Here is a 15,680-nt window from a genome sequence, read left to right on the forward strand (position 1 = left end):
CACTACGGTCGAGATGACGAATTAAATGAAATTGGACAGGAAGATGGAAGTCTTAATCTATTCCTTTTTTTGAAAAGCAGGGATAGTGGTGCTTCGGCCGCCCTGGTCCCGCCCTTTGCTTTATCCCGACAGAAGGAATCGGGGATAACGCTGTCGGTCGGGTTTATTTCACCCATAATAGCAGTACTATTCATGCCACCTAAACCCGATCAAAGCGGGATGCCGATTTCCTTCAAATTGGCAGAAGCGGGAGCGGGACTGAACCCACCCAAATGCTCCTGCAACTGCTTTCCAGAAAATAAATGTTAGCACCTGTTAAATTTTACAACAAATATTACATAGTCTTTTGCTGCCATGTTGAGTTTAATGGATCGCTTTTACTAATGCGTTGAAATGGTCTTCGACTACGCTCAGACTGACATAGGAAATAATTTTATTTAATTTTTAAATAGTCTCTTAACCTTAAGGATTTATACTAGTCATTTTTTTACCTGCTATATCTTCCCACCTATAAAAATGAAAGGTTTTATCATCGCTCATCGCCACCAGCAAGCCATGTTTAAAATCGTTATTCAAAGGAACGGAAACCACATCAATACCATCTGTTTGATTAGCCGAATATTTAACTGTGGTTAAAAGCGGGTGGGGCTGAGCAGTATTGGCTTTCGCTACCCGATCGTACACTTTTAACTGTCTGGCGCCCTGATCGGATACCAGAATATATCCTTTATTTCCTGAAGTTTTATAAATAGCTATTCCTTCATTATCGACAGCAAAATCGCCTTGTCCAAATAGTGCCAATTCTTTATTTCCTTTGGCGGGGTCTGCATAATACTTGCGTACCCCTACCTGCTCATCGCAATAATAAACATACCCGAGTTCGTTATCAACGGCAATGGCTTCTATTTCTTTTTTACCACTATATAGACCAAATTTCCGCACCAAATCTGCTTTAACATTGCCTTTTCCGTCATCAGTTAACAAATATTGCCAAAGATAACTTCCGTTTTTAGGTCCGGTTTTACGACCAACAATTGCATAAATTTTTCCACTTGGATCGGTATACATCGAAATCCCCATCAAATCGCGGTACTCTGCTCCTGTTTCACCTACAAAAACCGGAATTCCGCCATTGTCGATTGCTTTCATATCGGGAAGAGAAAATATCCGCAGTTTATGGGTGTAACGTTCTGTTGTAACCGCAATATCTGTTTTTTTCCCAGCCAACTGTAAACCATAGGCAATATCAACGTTGTTAGGTCGCTTTAAACCTTTTATGGTTTTTGATTTGATGATTTTACCTTTCAGATCGAAAACATACAAGCCACCGCTGCTATCTTTATCGGTACCGATTACCAATGACTGTGCCGGATCATTAGGGTTTACCCAGATCGCAGGATCATCGGTATCAACATCGACAGGATCAGACACATATAAAGGTTTTACGGCTGTACTATTTCCGTTTTGTGTACCTCCATTACAAGAAATGGTCAGGCTTAGAACCGCTAAAGCGGCAAGTTTTAATATATTATGCTTCATTTTATATCTTAGTTCCGTATGCACCAACAAATGTTGATGGTGAAGGTGAGCTATAGGTGATACCATTTTTCATTGTAATTCCGGCCTGGTAATGGCGGGTAAAGTTAGTAATGCCCTTACCCAAAGCCGGTGAGTTGCCTTGCAGGTGAAAATCCCATGCGGTATTAAAATCGGCATTGGTAACTGCTGTGTTTAGAGGATAGTTCACAAATTTAGGATCATTAGCTCCGGCAACATTGCTAATCACATCGTTTTTACCACCCACAATATCGCCGGTTGGCTGAAACTGATTTACAGTCGCCTGATCAAAACCATAATACCAGTTATTGCTATAAGCAGAACGGCTATCTTCAGGCTTTTTCGGGTCTCTTTTCACACCAAAACGGGTATTGGCGAAAAGATTATTATATAAATTGGCACGTACTGTGCTCTCCAGCCAGATCGATCCGCCTTTGGCCGTTGGTCTTCTCCAGCCCGTATTCACCATGGTATTGTTATAGGCAATAATATAGGCTTGTGGTTTTTTATCTCCAGTGTTAGATAATTTTAAGGCATTGGTATTGGTACTATAAACCAGGTTATAGGCCACATCTGCCAAACAACCCGACTTAAAGTTCATGGCTTCTCCTCCTGTTACGCCAGTGGTATAAAACACATTATTGGCAAAAATAATCTTTCCACCATCAATGTAAGTACAATCTTCCTGAAGGTTTCTGAAGATACTATTTTGAACGACTAATTTACCATTAGCATTGGTAAACCAGAGCGCGGGTAAGTTTTCTCCGGCCCTTGCTTTATAAAGTCCCATTTTAACAGATGTTGAAGCATCTGAAGTAGTTGATCCTGCATATTCGAGAATTACGTGATCAAGCACCAGTTCCTCACATGTTTGGCCGGCCAAAATACCTCCCCAAAGCTTTCCGAATTTTTTTGATGAGGTTTTATAGAATTCATTTACCGTAAATCTGATCGGATTTTCTGCAGTTCCAAGCGCATACAGATTACCTTTTATAATAATTTCTGGTTTCGCAACCGTATCCATCAGCACCGTTACGCCCTCTTCAATCGTTAGTGTTTTACCTTCCGGGATTACAATATCGCCTTTAATTACCTGCGTACTGCCTTTTGCCCAAACACCGGAAACCTCACCAATTGCCGAGCCATCAACAGCAGTGGTATCAACATCTATATTGGCTTTTTCACATCCTGCTAAGGCCAGCACAACCAGGATTAATAATTTAAAAATCTGATTTGATTTCATGTCTTTGTTTCTTTAAATGCTATTAATTAAATTTATACCTAAAGCCAACAAGATAATTCTGGCCATAATAATCGCTTCTGATCAAGGTATTTCCATTTTTAACCAAATCTTCTTTGATATCGTTATTTGCCGGGTTTGTACCTTTTATAAATAGTTTTGTTGGTGTATTTAAGATGTTATTGGCTTTAACAAAAACACTGATGCCACCTTTAAAACGTTTCTCTGCAGATGCATCCACTTGAACAAATCCTTCCTGCCACAAATCGTTATTTAAGAACTGTGAAACGGTATTGATGCGTGGTCCCGTATAGGCACCGGCAACCTGTGCATCCCAGCCTTTTTTGGTGTCTTTAAACAATACAGATAGGTTGGCAATATGTGCAGACTGACCGTAAAGTGGACGTTCCTGGTTTACATTGGCAGGCTCGGTATCTCCGGTAGTGCTATTAATAACCCTGGTGGTTTTAGTGGTGTTAATGCGCGAATGGGTGTAGGTATAATTGGCCTTTACACCTATTTTACTGAAATATTTGATGTAATCTACCTCAGCTCCATAGTTATTGGCTGTACCAAAGTTTCCTGGACTATAATAAATATCCTGACCGCGAACAGCATCGGCCTGAAAGGTATATTCAATTGGATTTTTTATCCTTTTGTAGAATGCACCAACCAATAATTGCTCGGAAGCGCCAGGAAAAAGTTCGTACCTTAAATCGAAATTATCAGCCAGTGCACGTTGCAGGTTAGGATTACCACGTTCCTGAAATTCTTCATTTACAACTTTTCCGGGTACAATTTCGTAAAAACCAGGGCGATTAAGTGCTTTGTAGTAAGAAGCATGTAACTGTGCTTTTTCTGTTAAAAAATATTTTGCAGTTAAACTCGGTAATACATCGGTATAAATCTGGTTTCCTTTTGGAAAAGATTCTCCTGCCGGAAAAAGAAGATTATAACCCTGATTGGTATGTTCTACTCTTGCACCACCAATTACTTCTAACTTAGCTGAAGTATATTTAAACATTCCATAACCTGAAGTGGTTTGCTCAGTTGCATCGTAGGTAAGGGAATTGGCTACTGCACCTGTTGGATTGCTGACTACCAGATTCAGGTCGGTATAATTTTGGAAATTTACACCATAAATATCATTTGCATGATCTGCTCCCTGAGCCAAATTGTAATTATTAAAGAAGCTGCTCCTCTTTTTATCGCGGTATAAACCTCCTGCCATAAGATCCAGTTTATGGGTTCCTGATAAAACATGGTAAGTCAAATCAAGATAACCAGCTAAGTCCTCGTCGGTATTTCGTTCCCATCTGCGCGTAACCGGATTGGTATTGACTAAACTGGTACGTTTGCGTTGAAAATTCTGCTCCAATCCATTCAAACTGATACTGGTATTTTCCGGCACATCATTTTTGGCAGAAGAATAAACAGCCGACCATTGCACCTTAAATTTATCATCAAAAAATTTATGGTCGCCATGCAGCGTAGAATTGTAAATCTGCTGCTCCGTTAAACGGCTACGGGTATCGAAGACCAATTGTGCATTTCCTGCTATAGGATCATAATCCTTGTTGTAAGTTGTGGTTACGGCATCTCTAACCTGCTGGTTTTTCAGATTAACGTACACATTGTAAAAACTGATCTGATGGTTTTTGTTAAACACATAATCAATTTTCCCGTGCAACCCAGTACGCTGCTGTTGTTCAGAAAACTCGCGGTAACTTTTACTGGTAATTGTAGCATAAGCATCTGTACCAACCACTGAATTATTGTAGAAAGTGCTATTACTTCCACGGTAAGTATTCTGATAACTTCCTGCTAACACGACGCCTAATCTGTTATCTAAAAAGCGTTTACTTAAAGATAAACTTCCGATTAAATTAGGCGCAGGGTTTTTATACTTATAATCGAGTGTACCCTTGCTAAAATCGTTCTGTGTAGCATTATAGTTTTTCCCGTTTACTTCGTAAGGCGATTTATAATTAATATCTGAAGCATTGTAACTGGTAAACTTACGATCGAAAAACAATTGGCTATAACCGGTAGAAACGTTAGCATTTACCTGTAATTGGCCTGGTGCATTTTTCATCACCATATTAATGGCTCCGCCAATGGCATCGCCCTCTAAATTTGGCGTAAGTGTTTTGTACACCTCTAAACGGTCGAGCAAATCAGAAGGGAAAAGATCAAGCGGAACATAACGGTATTTATTATCCGGACTAGGGATTTTAATGCCATTTACCAAAGTATAATTGTAGCGTTTATCCATTCCCCTTAATATGGCGTACTGTCCATCGCCGTTGCTATTGCGCTCAATAGACACCCCTGAAATGCGTTGCATTACATTGGCCACCGTTAAATCCGGTGAAATTTCAATTGCCCTCCCTGATACGATATTCATCAGTTGCGGGGCATTTTTTTCTAAACGTCTTGCCCCCTGATCGGTAGAACTCACGGCATTTGACTTAATGGTGATATCGTCAAGGCTTTTCGAATCGCTCTCCATGTAGAACTTTAAGTGATCGTTATCCTCTTTCAGTATCACTAAGGTCTTCTCAATGGTTTTGTAAGTAATGTAGCTTACACTAATTTTAGTAGCACCTGCTTTTACATCCTTAAATTCGAAAGTACCATCTAATCCGGTATTCGTTACGCGCCTTGGGTTTTCTAAAACCACTGTTGCACCTACAATTGCTTCTCCAGTTTGCTTATCGTAAACGTGGCCTTTCAGTTTTGTGGCATTTGCTGTGCCTGCACAAAAAAGAAGTAAAAACAGAATTTGTAATAGTTTATTCATTGTGTTTGGTCATGTCTTTTTATTATCGACGGGGCAAAGGTGTATACACCATTTTACACAAAGAAATTATTGAGGTTACATAAAGGCAACAGCGTTACAACAAGCATATATCAAAAGGCAACATATAAACACAAAATATTGATTATCAACAAATTAAACACACACCGAAACGCCGTTATGTTATTATTACCGTTACATTAACAAATTGTTAAGCCTTTAAAATCCAAAAAAAATGGTAATAATATTACAGCTCATGTAACGGTTATAATGCCTGGATAAATGCTGATAAATTATCGCCTTGCGACAGATTCAGCTTTTTCCTTAGCCTGTATCTTGATACCCTTAAGCTATCGGTAGATATACCGAGCAAGGTTGCAATATCAGCTGAATCGAGATTCATTTTTAACAGTGCAATTAAGCGCATATCGGCTGAGGTAAGCTCGTGGCTATATTTTTTTAGACTTTCGAGAAATTGATGGTGCACCTGTTCGAAAGCCAGCGTAAATTCCTTCCAGTTGCGTTCGTGGTTAAAACTCTGATTAATCTCGGCGAGAATCTGGTTCATCTGCTTTTTCTGATCCCGTTTATCCTCTTTCACCATCGCTTGTAAGGTACTTCTAAGATTTTCTAAAAATTGGTTATGCTTAATCAGATTTAAAGTGTGGGTAGATAGTTCCCTGCTTTTAACCTCCAGCAATTGTTTCAGACTTTGTTCTTCGAGCTGAAGATTTTTAAGCTCGAGACTAGTCATATCGTGTTCTATCGCCTTCTGTCTCGCCAGCATCTGTTGATCTCTTAATTTTAAACGTTGTCTGCTGAAAATAACAAAACCTAAAACAACCAACAATATCACTACGATTGTGGCAGAAAAAGCAATAATCCTGTTCACCTTCCGGTCGTTTTTCAGTTTATTAATCTCCTCCGATTTTTTATTAATATCGTAAAGCACCTGCAAAAATGCTACCTGCCGGGCACCATCTTCCGAATACAGATCAATGGTGTGCTTATAACCAAGTTTTACATAGTGGTAGGCGCTGTCCATGTTGTTCAACAGTTCGTAGGCCTTGCCCAAATCCCTGCAGCAGGAACTCAACTGGTAAATATTCCCCATCTTTTCCGCTAATTTCAAGGCAGTTTCGGTTTGCACAATGCTTTCTTTATAACGGCCGGTTTTACGCAGGATATCGCCGAGATTATTAATTACCTCAATACTTCCCAAATTATTATGATCTTCCTGATATAAGTTTAATGACTGTTTAAAATGTACATAAGCAGAATCGTAACGCTCCAGATCTTCATATATACTACCCAGATTTTCGTGTATTTTTGCTGCTCCGCTTTTATCGTTAACCTGTTCGTTTATTTTTAAAGCCAGTTTTTGATAGTAAAAGGCACTATCGTACAATTGCCTTTTTTCGTATAGCTGTCCAATATTACCCAAAACGGTTGCCTGACCGGTTAAATTATTCGATTTTTTATAAATACCAATGGATTTGTTATAGCTATTCATGGCCTTGCCTTTCTGCTTCATATAATAGTAGAGCACGCCAGCATCATTAAGGTTAGCGGCCAATAAAAGCGATTGGTTGGCATTGTTGAATATTTTATCAGCCTTCAAAAAGAACTCTAACGATTGACTGAAATGCCCCTGTGTATAACAAACCTTTCCCATTTGCTGCAAGCATTTGCCCTCTAAAAGTTCATCATTATCGTCGATGGCTTTAGCATATATTTTTTTTAATTGAGCCAGGGCTGCAGTCGGATCTTTTTGATTCAGCGCAATAATCGATTCGAATCTGTCGCCCCGGGCGTATGTATTCGAAATGAAGAATAGAAAAAATATAAGAACACAAATGGGTTTGATCATGTTAAAAGCAATTATATCAGGCAATTCCGGACAAAGAAAGAGCACCCATGTTAACTTAAGGTTAAGTTGAAGAATTAACCAGTGATGATCAATATCATATATGTGTTTCTGATGTCGTTTTTATTATCCTCTACAAGTATATTTTGTAATTTAGAGGGTATGAATATTACCTATAAGTTAGACATTATCCCTCAGGCAGAAGAGGTGATTACTTTATTCAGCAAGGCGGGCCTTAAACGCCCTACTGAACCTGAAAGAATGACATTGATGCTAAAAAATGCCGATGTATTGGTTACTGCATGGCAAGAAGAAAAACTTGTGGGTATTTGTAGAACCCTTACCGATTGGGCCTGGTGTGCTTATCTGTCAGACCTTGCAGTATTTACAGATTTAAAAAATTCGGGAATAGGCAAGGAAATGATTTCGATAACACGAGAAAAAATTGGTCCGCAGTGCATGCTCATTCTCCTATCAGTTCCTACTGCTCTTGATTATTATCCTAAAGTGGGTTTTAATAAAGAAGACCGTGCATTCAGTATAGAACGTAAACAATAGTTTTATACGAATTAGAAAAATCATATTAAACCTTGCAAAGGCTTAATTTTTACCCTCTATTAACTGTTTTTGTGTCGGATGGAAACATCAGACACCACAAATAAGTTTTTTAACCACAGATGTACACAGATAAACACGGATTTTTATATTTGTGTGCATCCTTTTTATCTGTGGTTAAATATGCCTACCTGCGCGCTGGGGGCTTAACTCAATGACATTAAGCAAAGGGCGGAACTGATGTAACCGAAGCATCACCGGGTATTGCTTTCTTAAAAAAAATGATTAAGCCCAACATTTTATAACTACTTTAGCCCTTAATATCAAACATTTTTTCCGTGTCAGATGGAAGCATCAGACACCACAAATAATCATCAGATTCTAAACCAAGCCTAACAAAAGGTTTGATTTTAATTTTTTAAATGTAACTTTGTTGCATTGAAACATTCAACGTATAAATATCGCCGCGAAATTTTTACCCGCATATGGGGGATATTGGTATTAGTGGTATTTCTTAATGCAATGTTGTTAGAAAGTCTGCACCACCACGGAGCGAAAGAAATAACACATCATAATTCTCATTCAAAATACAATACACAACTTGGTTCGGCAAAGTTAAAATGTAAACTCTGTGAGGTGCTGAAACACCAATCGCACTTTTTCTATCTGCCAGCACCCTTTGCATTGTTTTTACCATTAAATAAACCAGGTGTTAAACCTTGCGCTTATTTGATCAAGCACTCAGTTGCTTATATCCTATCTTACGCAAATAAAGGGCCGCCAGGTTTATTGGCCTAATCACTAAAACCAGTTTTTTTTATTTATCAGACAAATCATTTTGTTAATGTGCAGCTGTGCCGGCATGCGCTATACTCTTATATTTTATGCTTCAAGCGATTTCATTATCTAAAAATTACGGGGCTTATCAAGCCCTGAATCAACTTAATTTAACAGTTAACCCTGGCGAGGTATTTTGCCTCTTAGGCCAAAATGGTGCTGGAAAAACAACGACCATTAATTTATTTCTCGGTTTTATTGAACCAAGTTCGGGTAAAATTTTAATTGACGGCAGGGACTTGGACACACATGATAGCGAGCGCCGCAAACACCTCGCTTATATCCCTGAAGTGGTGATGCTTTATGGTAACTTGTCGGCCATTGAAAACCTAGATTACTTTTCCAAACTGGCAGGTTTTAATTATGGCACCAAAAGTTTGATCGGTTTTTTAAACCAATGTGGCCTACAAGAATCAGCTCACCACAAACAGCTATCTGGTTTTAGCAAGGGGATGCGCCAAAAGGTAGGTATTGCCATTGCCCTGGCTAAAAATGCAAAAATCATTTTAATGGACGAGCCCACCAGTGGCTTAGATCCAAAAGCAACAGCAGAGTTTACACAATTGGTTAAACAATTGGCTGCCGAAGGTAAATCCATCTTAATGGCTACACACGACATTTTTAACGCGGTAAATGTAGGTTCGCACATTGGCATCATGAAACAGGGCGAATTGATCCATACCCTTAAAGCCAGCGAGATTAATGCAACCGATCTTCAGGAATTATACTTACAAACCATCTAAAAAAATCCATTTCATGTACCCAAAATATAAGGCCCTTCCTGGTGTCGTTACAATTTGTTTGCTTTTTTTACTCAATTTATTTAACCTGCAGGCCAATGCCCAAATTAAGGTAAGCGGAAAGGTGATTAATGCCCAGGATCAAGGCGTCCATAAAGCCACGATTAAATTTAAAAATGGCAAAGATCAGTTAAATGCAATTAGCGATTCGTTAGGAAATTTCTCGCTTATCTTATCTAAAACTGCAAATTATGCTGTCACCGTTAGTGCCATTGGTTATAGCAGCTTTAATCAGATTTACCCTATCAATCAGACAGGCGATTTAAATCTTGATGCCATTGTATTGCAAACTTCAAATGAAGAACTACAAACTGTTGAAGTAGTAGGTACCAACAGCAAAAAATATTACGGCAATTATTCCTTCTCAGCCACAAAAACGGCCACGTTTAATAAAGACATTCCTCAGGCTATTTCTTCGGTTTCAAAAGAACTGATTGCCGACAGGCAGGCAGCTGTACTGGCTGATGCTGTTAAAAATGTAACCGGTGTATCGCAAAGCAGTTATTATAATCAATTCTCTATCAGAGGAATTAACCAGAATGAAGAAGGTGCTATTATTAATGGCATGCGTACCCATCAATATTATTTTAACCAACCATTAACCAATAACCTCGAACGAATCGAAGTAATAAAAGGCCCTGCAAGTGCCACGTTTTCGAGCGTAGACCCAGGGGGAAGTATTAATCTGGTTACTAAAAAACCACTGACTGAAGACCGCAAGGAAATCAGCATCTCGGCCGGAAGTTTTAGTACAGTACGCGGCGCATTAGATTTTACTGGTCCGTTAAATTCAGATAAAACACTGCTTTACCGACTTAACCTTGGCTATGAAGACAGCAAAAGTTTCAGAGACCTGCAATATAGGAAGGGTTATATCATTGCACCTTCATTTTCATACATCCCAAATGACCGTACCAGTTTAAATGTAGAGGTGGTAATGAACAACAGCAATTCGAGATTAGACCGTGGACAAGCTATTTTTGGCGCCATCGCCGGGCAAACCGATTTAAAAAGCACGCCGATCAGTTTCAACATGGGTGCCAGCAACGACCGTTTTAACAGTCAGGATTTAATGCTAATGACCAATTTTTCTCATCGTTTTAACCAGGATATTATTTTCAATGTGGCTTATATGAAGCAAAACTGGAACGAAGATCTTTTGGAACATCGAACCACCAATGCTTTTGGCGTTGATGAAAACAATCAACCTATCCCTACCCTTGCGGCCATGCGGGCAGTTCAGCGTCAGCAAAAGTGGCGTACCGATAATCTAAGCACCTATTTCAGTATAAATGCCAATACGTTTAGCTTAAACCATAAACTGGTAATCGGCTACGATCGGATTAATACCCAGAAACTGCGTGGCGGTGGTGAAAATTCTGCGCAGGGTTACCGGTTAAAAGACGGAACCATTGCAGCAAGGTACGATCCCACAAAAAAAGATCTCTATTTATTTAAAGTGGTAAACGGCGTAAATGCACCTGTGCCCAACGTAGAACATTTTAACCTCGCTAACCCAAGTTATACGATTAAAAATTTAAGCGATTATATTTTTACCAAAACTGAAATACCACCGGCCTACAATTTAGTTAATGCCGTTTATTTTCAGGATCAGATCAAATATGACAAGCTTGCCTTAACCCTGGGCCTGAGACAGGAATGGTACGAAGACTACAGCAATTACAAACTGGCGACCCAGAAGAAAATTTATCAACATAAACTCTTGCCAAGAGTTGGGATAACCTACGCGGTAACCACGAACATTAACCTTTATGGAACTTATTTACAAGGTTACCAACCGCAGGGCAATACTTCAACTCTGGTCATTGTTCCGCCGCCTGCAGGTTCCAATTTTAAACCATTAGAAAGTGATTTGAAGGAAATTGGTGCGAAATCTGAATGGCTGAATAAAAACCTGATGGTAAATGTTTCGGTTTTCGAAATTAACCAGAAAAACCTATTGATGAATGCAAACGATCCTTTAGATGTAAACCGCTTAATTGAACGTGGCGCACAACGCAGCCGTGGTTTCGAATTCGAAGCTTCAGGTTTCATCAGACAGAACTGGCAGTTTAATGCAGGTTATAGTTATGTAGATGCCATTATTAAGGATGATTTCAACCCGGCTTTAATCGGTCAGCGCGTGCAGAACACACCAAAACACAGTGCCAGCTTATGGACGCGTTATAATTTTGAAACGCAACAGCTGAAAGGTATTGGTTTTGGCACAGGCTTACAATATAGTGGTACTAAACTTCCATTATACATCAGAGATTTTACACTTCCGGCCTATACCCTTGTTGATGCCGCAGTTTATTATTCTCCTGCAGGTTCTAAAGTCCAGTTGGCCATAAACATGAACAACATTTTAAATAAAACCTATTGGGTTGGGGCACAAAACTACCTACGCCTTTTCCCTGGCACACCAAGAAATGTAATGTTTAACGTAACTTATAGAATATAATGTCAGCTAGAATAAGCACTATTGCGAAACAAACTTTTAAAGCCGCCTTTAACAATAGCGCCACCTTAGCCTTAACCCTTTTATTGGGTTTATCGCTCTGTTTGGCCACTTATGTTGGCTGGCAAAACTTTAAAACGCAAAATAATCAACGGCTCCATTATAAGGAACTGGTAAGGGCACAATGGTTAGCCAAACCAGATAAACATCCTCACAGGATGGCGCACTATGGCTACCTCGCCTTTCGCGAAAAACATGAACTCAGTTTCTTCGATTTTGGCATAGAAAGTTTCGCCGGGGTATCGATTTTTTTAGAGGCACATAAACAGAACACCGTCAATTTTAGTGAAGCAGGTTTTACGAACGGCATGTTAAGCTTTGGCGAAATCAGTGTAGCCATGGTATTACAACTATTGGTACCGCTGCTCATTTTCTTTTTGGGTTATAACAGCATATCGGCAGAACGCGAATCAGGGACTTTAAAAATCCTGTTGTGCCAGGATGTAAGCTGGAAACAACTCCTTTGGGGCAAAACTATAGGTATTATTGGCGTTTGCCTCTCCATATTTATCCCACTTATATTGCTCACCATCTTGTTATGGGCATCTTTAAGTCACTGGCAAATTAGTATGGATTCAGCCTTACGCCTGTTACTCCTGGTTTTGTCTTATGCCATTTATTTTTTCATTATTTCGGCCATTACCGTTTTGGTTTCGGCCTTTGCGCGCAGTTCTAAATCAGCCTTAATTACCTTATTGGCCTGTTGGATATTTTTCATGGTCATTATGCCCCGCATTACCCAGGCGGTTGGTGTAAAGATTCATCCTTCACCTTCTAAAATAGAATTTGCCGATGCCATTGCAGCTGATGTTCATCGGCAAGGCGATAGCCACGATCCCAATGACCCACATTACGCGGCCATTAAAGATTCACTGCTTAAAGCTTACACGGTGGATGATGTAAAAAAACTCCCTTTTAACTATGGCGGTTATATTATGGCCGAAGGCGAAAAAATTACCTCAAAAATTTATAGTCAGCACCAAAATAAGCTGAACCATATTTTCGAAAAACAGAACAGCATTACTACCATTTCGGGTTTCTTAAACCCTTATTTATTGCTGAAACATATTTCGATGGCCTTAACCGCATCCGATTTTAATACCTTCGTCGATTTTCAGCATCAGGCAGAGACCTATCGCTATCAACTTGCTCAAAAGATGAATAAGCTGCAAATTGAAAAGATTAGCAATATTGCACCTGGAGAAGAAGAAAAACCTTTAGCCATCAGCAAGGCAAACTGGGCCGAACAACCCGATTTCAATTACCATTTCAAAAAACTAGGTACTGTTTTGTCGAATGAGTTATTAGCACTAAGCGCCCTAACCTTCTGGTTATTGGTTGCGGTTATGTTGCTTCAATATTCAACCAAATGGATCAAAACGATATCGTAATAAACATGAAAAAAAGTAGATATAACCTTGAATTTAAATTGTTTTTTAGAAGTAGTTCCTCATGGATTGGGATCGTTGTGCTCCTGATAACAGGCTTTGCCGGCCTGTATTTCGGCAAAACCTTCGTCGCCAGGCAAAAGGCTGTAATTGAAAAAGCGGCATTGCTACAAAAGAAAAACACCATCAATAATATTAATCACTTTGGCAAAGATATTGGCCTGTTTTTTTTCCATAATAAGTTTACGCTGGCCAACGCACCGAACAACTGGGCTGCTTTTGCCAATGGGCAGCGAGATATCAATCCTTATTTAATTTCGGTAACCATGTTGGGTTTAGAAGGCCAACTTTATGATACAGATATTAATAACCCTGTTAGCCTGCTTTTGGGCAATATGGATCTTAGTTTCGTTTATATCTTTTTATTCCCACTGGTTATTATTGCCTTTACCTACAATCTTCTTTCAGAGCAAAAGGAAAGTGGAATTTGGTCGCTCTTAAAGGCACAAACCAACCGATCATTTCAGGTAATCTGGCAAAAATTTTTAGTCAGGCTAGTAGTAATTTTTACTGTTGCGCTGTTGCTGTTATTTATAGCAATGCTTTATCTAGAACTCCCGCAAGATTTCACCTTCTTTTCGGTTACCATACTTATTTTACTTTATCTGACTTTTTGGTTTGCTATTTCATTTTTCTTTATCTCTTTAGGTAAATCTTCTAATTTTAATGCATCGGCACTGATAGCAGTCTGGGTACTGCTCTGCATCGTGATTCCTGCATCTTTCAATCTTTTTCTAACTTGGAAGTACCCGGTACCTGAAGCTTTGCAAAATGTGATCAACCAACGAGAAGGTTACCACGAAAAGTGGGATATGGCTAAAGACGTAACCATGAAACCTTTTTTTGAACATTACCCCCAATTGAAGAAATATCCTTTTCCTGAAAAGAAAACCTTTAGCTGGTATTGGTATTATGCCATGCAGCAAATGGGCGATGACCAGGCGGCAACAAGCAGGTTTGCTATCGAAAAGAAACTCGCCAGCAGGCAGTATTTCACCAATATGATTGCCTTATTGTTCCCTACCATACAAACTCAGCTTGGGGTAAATAAAATGGCAGGATCTGATCTCAATACACATCTCCGTTTTCAACAGGCGGTTAGAAAATACCACGAGCAGATCCGTCTACATTTTTATCCGGTAATTTTTCTTAATCAATCAGTTGTGAATACAGACCTTAAAAATTATAAACTGGAAAAATATAATCCGCAAGAGATTCCATATATCTGGATTAACATGCTTTCGGTTTCGCTGCTAACCATAATTATTATTGGCGCCACGGCCTTCAATTTAAAAAGGTTCAATAATTAACAGAATGGTCGTCATTGCGAGAAGGCTTTTTCAGCCGACGAAGCAATCTTTATAGCAAGTATTGCTAGCATGAAAGATTGCTTCGTCGTTCCTCCTCGCAATGACGTTTTATCGCGGATATCCGCAACCTCAAATTCTACTAGCTAATCAATTTACTCTAAGGTATCAGATTTCCTTCAACCAATGACAAATGGACAACTAACTAATGACCAATGAACCTCCCTTACAGCGGATAAGCGGTTTCACTTTTTGGCTCTGAAAGTACAAAATAGCTCTGAACGGTTGTGATATTAGGTAAAGTAGCCAGTTTATTCCGTAAAAATTCGTGATAGGCATCCATATCTTTAGTTGCAATACGGAGAATAAAATCATGAGCCCCAGTCATTTGAAGGCATTCCATTACTTCCCCAAATTTAGAAACTTCGGTTTCGAATTCAATCAGGGTTTTAGCAGTATGCTCTTTCAGTAATACATGGGAGAAAGCAATCAGGTTTCTGTTTATTTTTTTCCGATCGAGAATTGCCACAATTCTTTTAATGTAACCTTGTTCCTTTAATCTCCTTATACGTTCGTGTATGGTTGCTATAGATTTATGCAGCTTTAACGATATCTCTTTATGAGTCAGGGCGGCATCATGCTGCAGCAATTTTAATATTTCGATATCAACCTGATCTAAATCTCCGTGTATCATGTATGCCTATGAATGAAAAAAAATATAATGGACATTAAAAAACTCAGCTTAAAC

Annotated in this window: 11 protein-coding genes; 6 read left to right on the plus strand and 5 right to left on the minus strand. The window is 39.1% G+C overall.

Annotated elements, in window-relative coordinates:
• Positions 1 to 462 precede the first annotated feature (462 nt).
• From KYH19_RS12940 to KYH19_RS12955, 4 genes are all read right to left on the minus strand, one after another.
• The gene (locus KYH19_RS12940; protein ID WP_219075420.1) at positions 463 to 1,539 is read right to left on the minus strand and encodes a phytase; all 1,077 of its coding nucleotides are present in this window, start codon (positions 1,537 to 1,539) and stop codon (positions 463 to 465) included.
• Position 1,540: 1 nt separating this feature from the next.
• Positions 1,541 to 2,800: a right-handed parallel beta-helix repeat-containing protein gene (locus KYH19_RS12945; protein ID WP_219075421.1), complete on the minus strand. Its 1,260-nt coding sequence runs from the start codon at positions 2,798 to 2,800 to the stop codon at positions 1,541 to 1,543.
• Between the two features lie 22 nt (positions 2,801 to 2,822).
• The gene (locus tag KYH19_RS12950; protein WP_219075422.1) at positions 2,823 to 5,600 is read right to left on the minus strand and encodes a TonB-dependent receptor; all 2,778 of its coding nucleotides are present in this window, start codon (positions 5,598 to 5,600) and stop codon (positions 2,823 to 2,825) included.
• A 262-nt stretch (positions 5,601 to 5,862) separates the two neighbouring features.
• Positions 5,863 to 7,467 carry a tetratricopeptide repeat protein gene (locus tag KYH19_RS12955; RefSeq protein WP_219075423.1) on the minus strand — a complete coding sequence of 535 codons (1,605 nt, stop codon included), beginning with the start codon at positions 7,465 to 7,467 and terminating at the stop codon, positions 5,863 to 5,865.
• 159 nt (positions 7,468 to 7,626) lie between these two features.
• On the opposite strand from KYH19_RS12955, the gene KYH19_RS12960 reads away from it, so the two are divergent.
• The 6 genes from KYH19_RS12960 to KYH19_RS12985 all read left to right on the plus strand — a co-directional run bounded on the left by KYH19_RS12960 (position 7,627) and on the right by KYH19_RS12985 (position 14,935).
• The gene (locus KYH19_RS12960; RefSeq protein WP_219075424.1) at positions 7,627 to 8,022 is read left to right on the plus strand and encodes a GNAT family N-acetyltransferase; all 396 of its coding nucleotides are present in this window, start codon (positions 7,627 to 7,629) and stop codon (positions 8,020 to 8,022) included.
• Positions 8,023 to 8,457: 435 nt separating this feature from the next.
• Positions 8,458 to 8,817, plus strand: a complete 360-nt coding sequence (locus tag KYH19_RS12965) for a hypothetical protein (RefSeq protein WP_219075425.1) — start codon at positions 8,458 to 8,460, stop codon at positions 8,815 to 8,817.
• A gap of 86 nt (positions 8,818 to 8,903) precedes the next feature.
• Complete coding sequence (locus KYH19_RS12970) at positions 8,904 to 9,599, plus strand: ABC transporter ATP-binding protein (protein ID WP_219075426.1); 696 nt, start codon at positions 8,904 to 8,906, stop codon at positions 9,597 to 9,599.
• A complete protein-coding gene (locus tag KYH19_RS12975; protein ID WP_219075427.1) occupies positions 9,559 to 12,120 on the plus strand; it encodes a TonB-dependent receptor in 2,562 nt (853 codons plus the stop codon). The genes KYH19_RS12970 and KYH19_RS12975 overlap by 41 nt, the downstream gene beginning before the upstream one ends.
• Positions 12,120 to 13,568: a DUF3526 domain-containing protein gene (locus KYH19_RS12980; RefSeq protein WP_219075428.1), complete on the plus strand. Its 1,449-nt coding sequence runs from the start codon at positions 12,120 to 12,122 to the stop codon at positions 13,566 to 13,568. The genes KYH19_RS12975 and KYH19_RS12980 overlap by 1 nt, the downstream gene beginning before the upstream one ends.
• 5 nt (positions 13,569 to 13,573) lie before the next feature.
• On the plus strand, positions 13,574 to 14,935 hold the full coding sequence (locus KYH19_RS12985) for a DUF3526 domain-containing protein (protein ID WP_219075429.1): 1,362 nt from the start codon (positions 13,574 to 13,576) through the stop codon (positions 14,933 to 14,935).
• Between the two features lie 223 nt (positions 14,936 to 15,158).
• Here KYH19_RS12985 and KYH19_RS12990 read toward each other — a convergent pair whose 3' ends face one another.
• Positions 15,159 to 15,626, minus strand: a complete 468-nt coding sequence (locus tag KYH19_RS12990; protein ID WP_121286955.1) for an Lrp/AsnC family transcriptional regulator — start codon at positions 15,624 to 15,626, stop codon at positions 15,159 to 15,161.
• Positions 15,627 to 15,680 lie beyond the last annotated feature (54 nt).

The sequence above is a fragment of the Pedobacter sp. D749 genome (assembly GCF_019317285.1).
Classification (GTDB): domain Bacteria; phylum Bacteroidota; class Bacteroidia; order Sphingobacteriales; family Sphingobacteriaceae; genus Pedobacter.

Bases quoted from the DNA above. Each gene is read 5' to 3' on its own strand.
- KYH19_RS12940 (WP_219075420.1), bottom strand. From the start codon at position 1,539: ATGAAGCATAATATATTAAAACTTGCCGCTTTAGCGGTTCTAAGCCTG.
- KYH19_RS12970 (WP_219075426.1), top strand. From the start codon at position 8,904: ATGCTTCAAGCGATTTCATTATCTAAAAATTACGGGGCTTATCAAGCC.
- KYH19_RS12950 (WP_219075422.1), bottom strand. From the start codon at position 5,600: ATGAATAAACTATTACAAATTCTGTTTTTACTTCTTTTTTGTGCAGGC.
- KYH19_RS12985 (WP_219075429.1), top strand. From the start codon at position 13,574: ATGAAAAAAAGTAGATATAACCTTGAATTTAAATTGTTTTTTAGAAGT.
- KYH19_RS12960 (WP_219075424.1), top strand. From the start codon at position 7,627: ATGAATATTACCTATAAGTTAGACATTATCCCTCAGGCAGAAGAGGTG.
- KYH19_RS12975 (WP_219075427.1), top strand. From the start codon at position 9,559: ATGCAACCGATCTTCAGGAATTATACTTACAAACCATCTAAAAAAATC.
- KYH19_RS12980 (WP_219075428.1), top strand. From the start codon at position 12,120: ATGTCAGCTAGAATAAGCACTATTGCGAAACAAACTTTTAAAGCCGCC.
- KYH19_RS12990 (WP_121286955.1), bottom strand. From the start codon at position 15,626: ATGATACACGGAGATTTAGATCAGGTTGATATCGAAATATTAAAATTG.
- KYH19_RS12945 (WP_219075421.1), bottom strand. From the start codon at position 2,800: ATGAAATCAAATCAGATTTTTAAATTATTAATCCTGGTTGTGCTGGCC.
- KYH19_RS12955 (WP_219075423.1), bottom strand. From the start codon at position 7,467: ATGATCAAACCCATTTGTGTTCTTATATTTTTTCTATTCTTCATTTCG.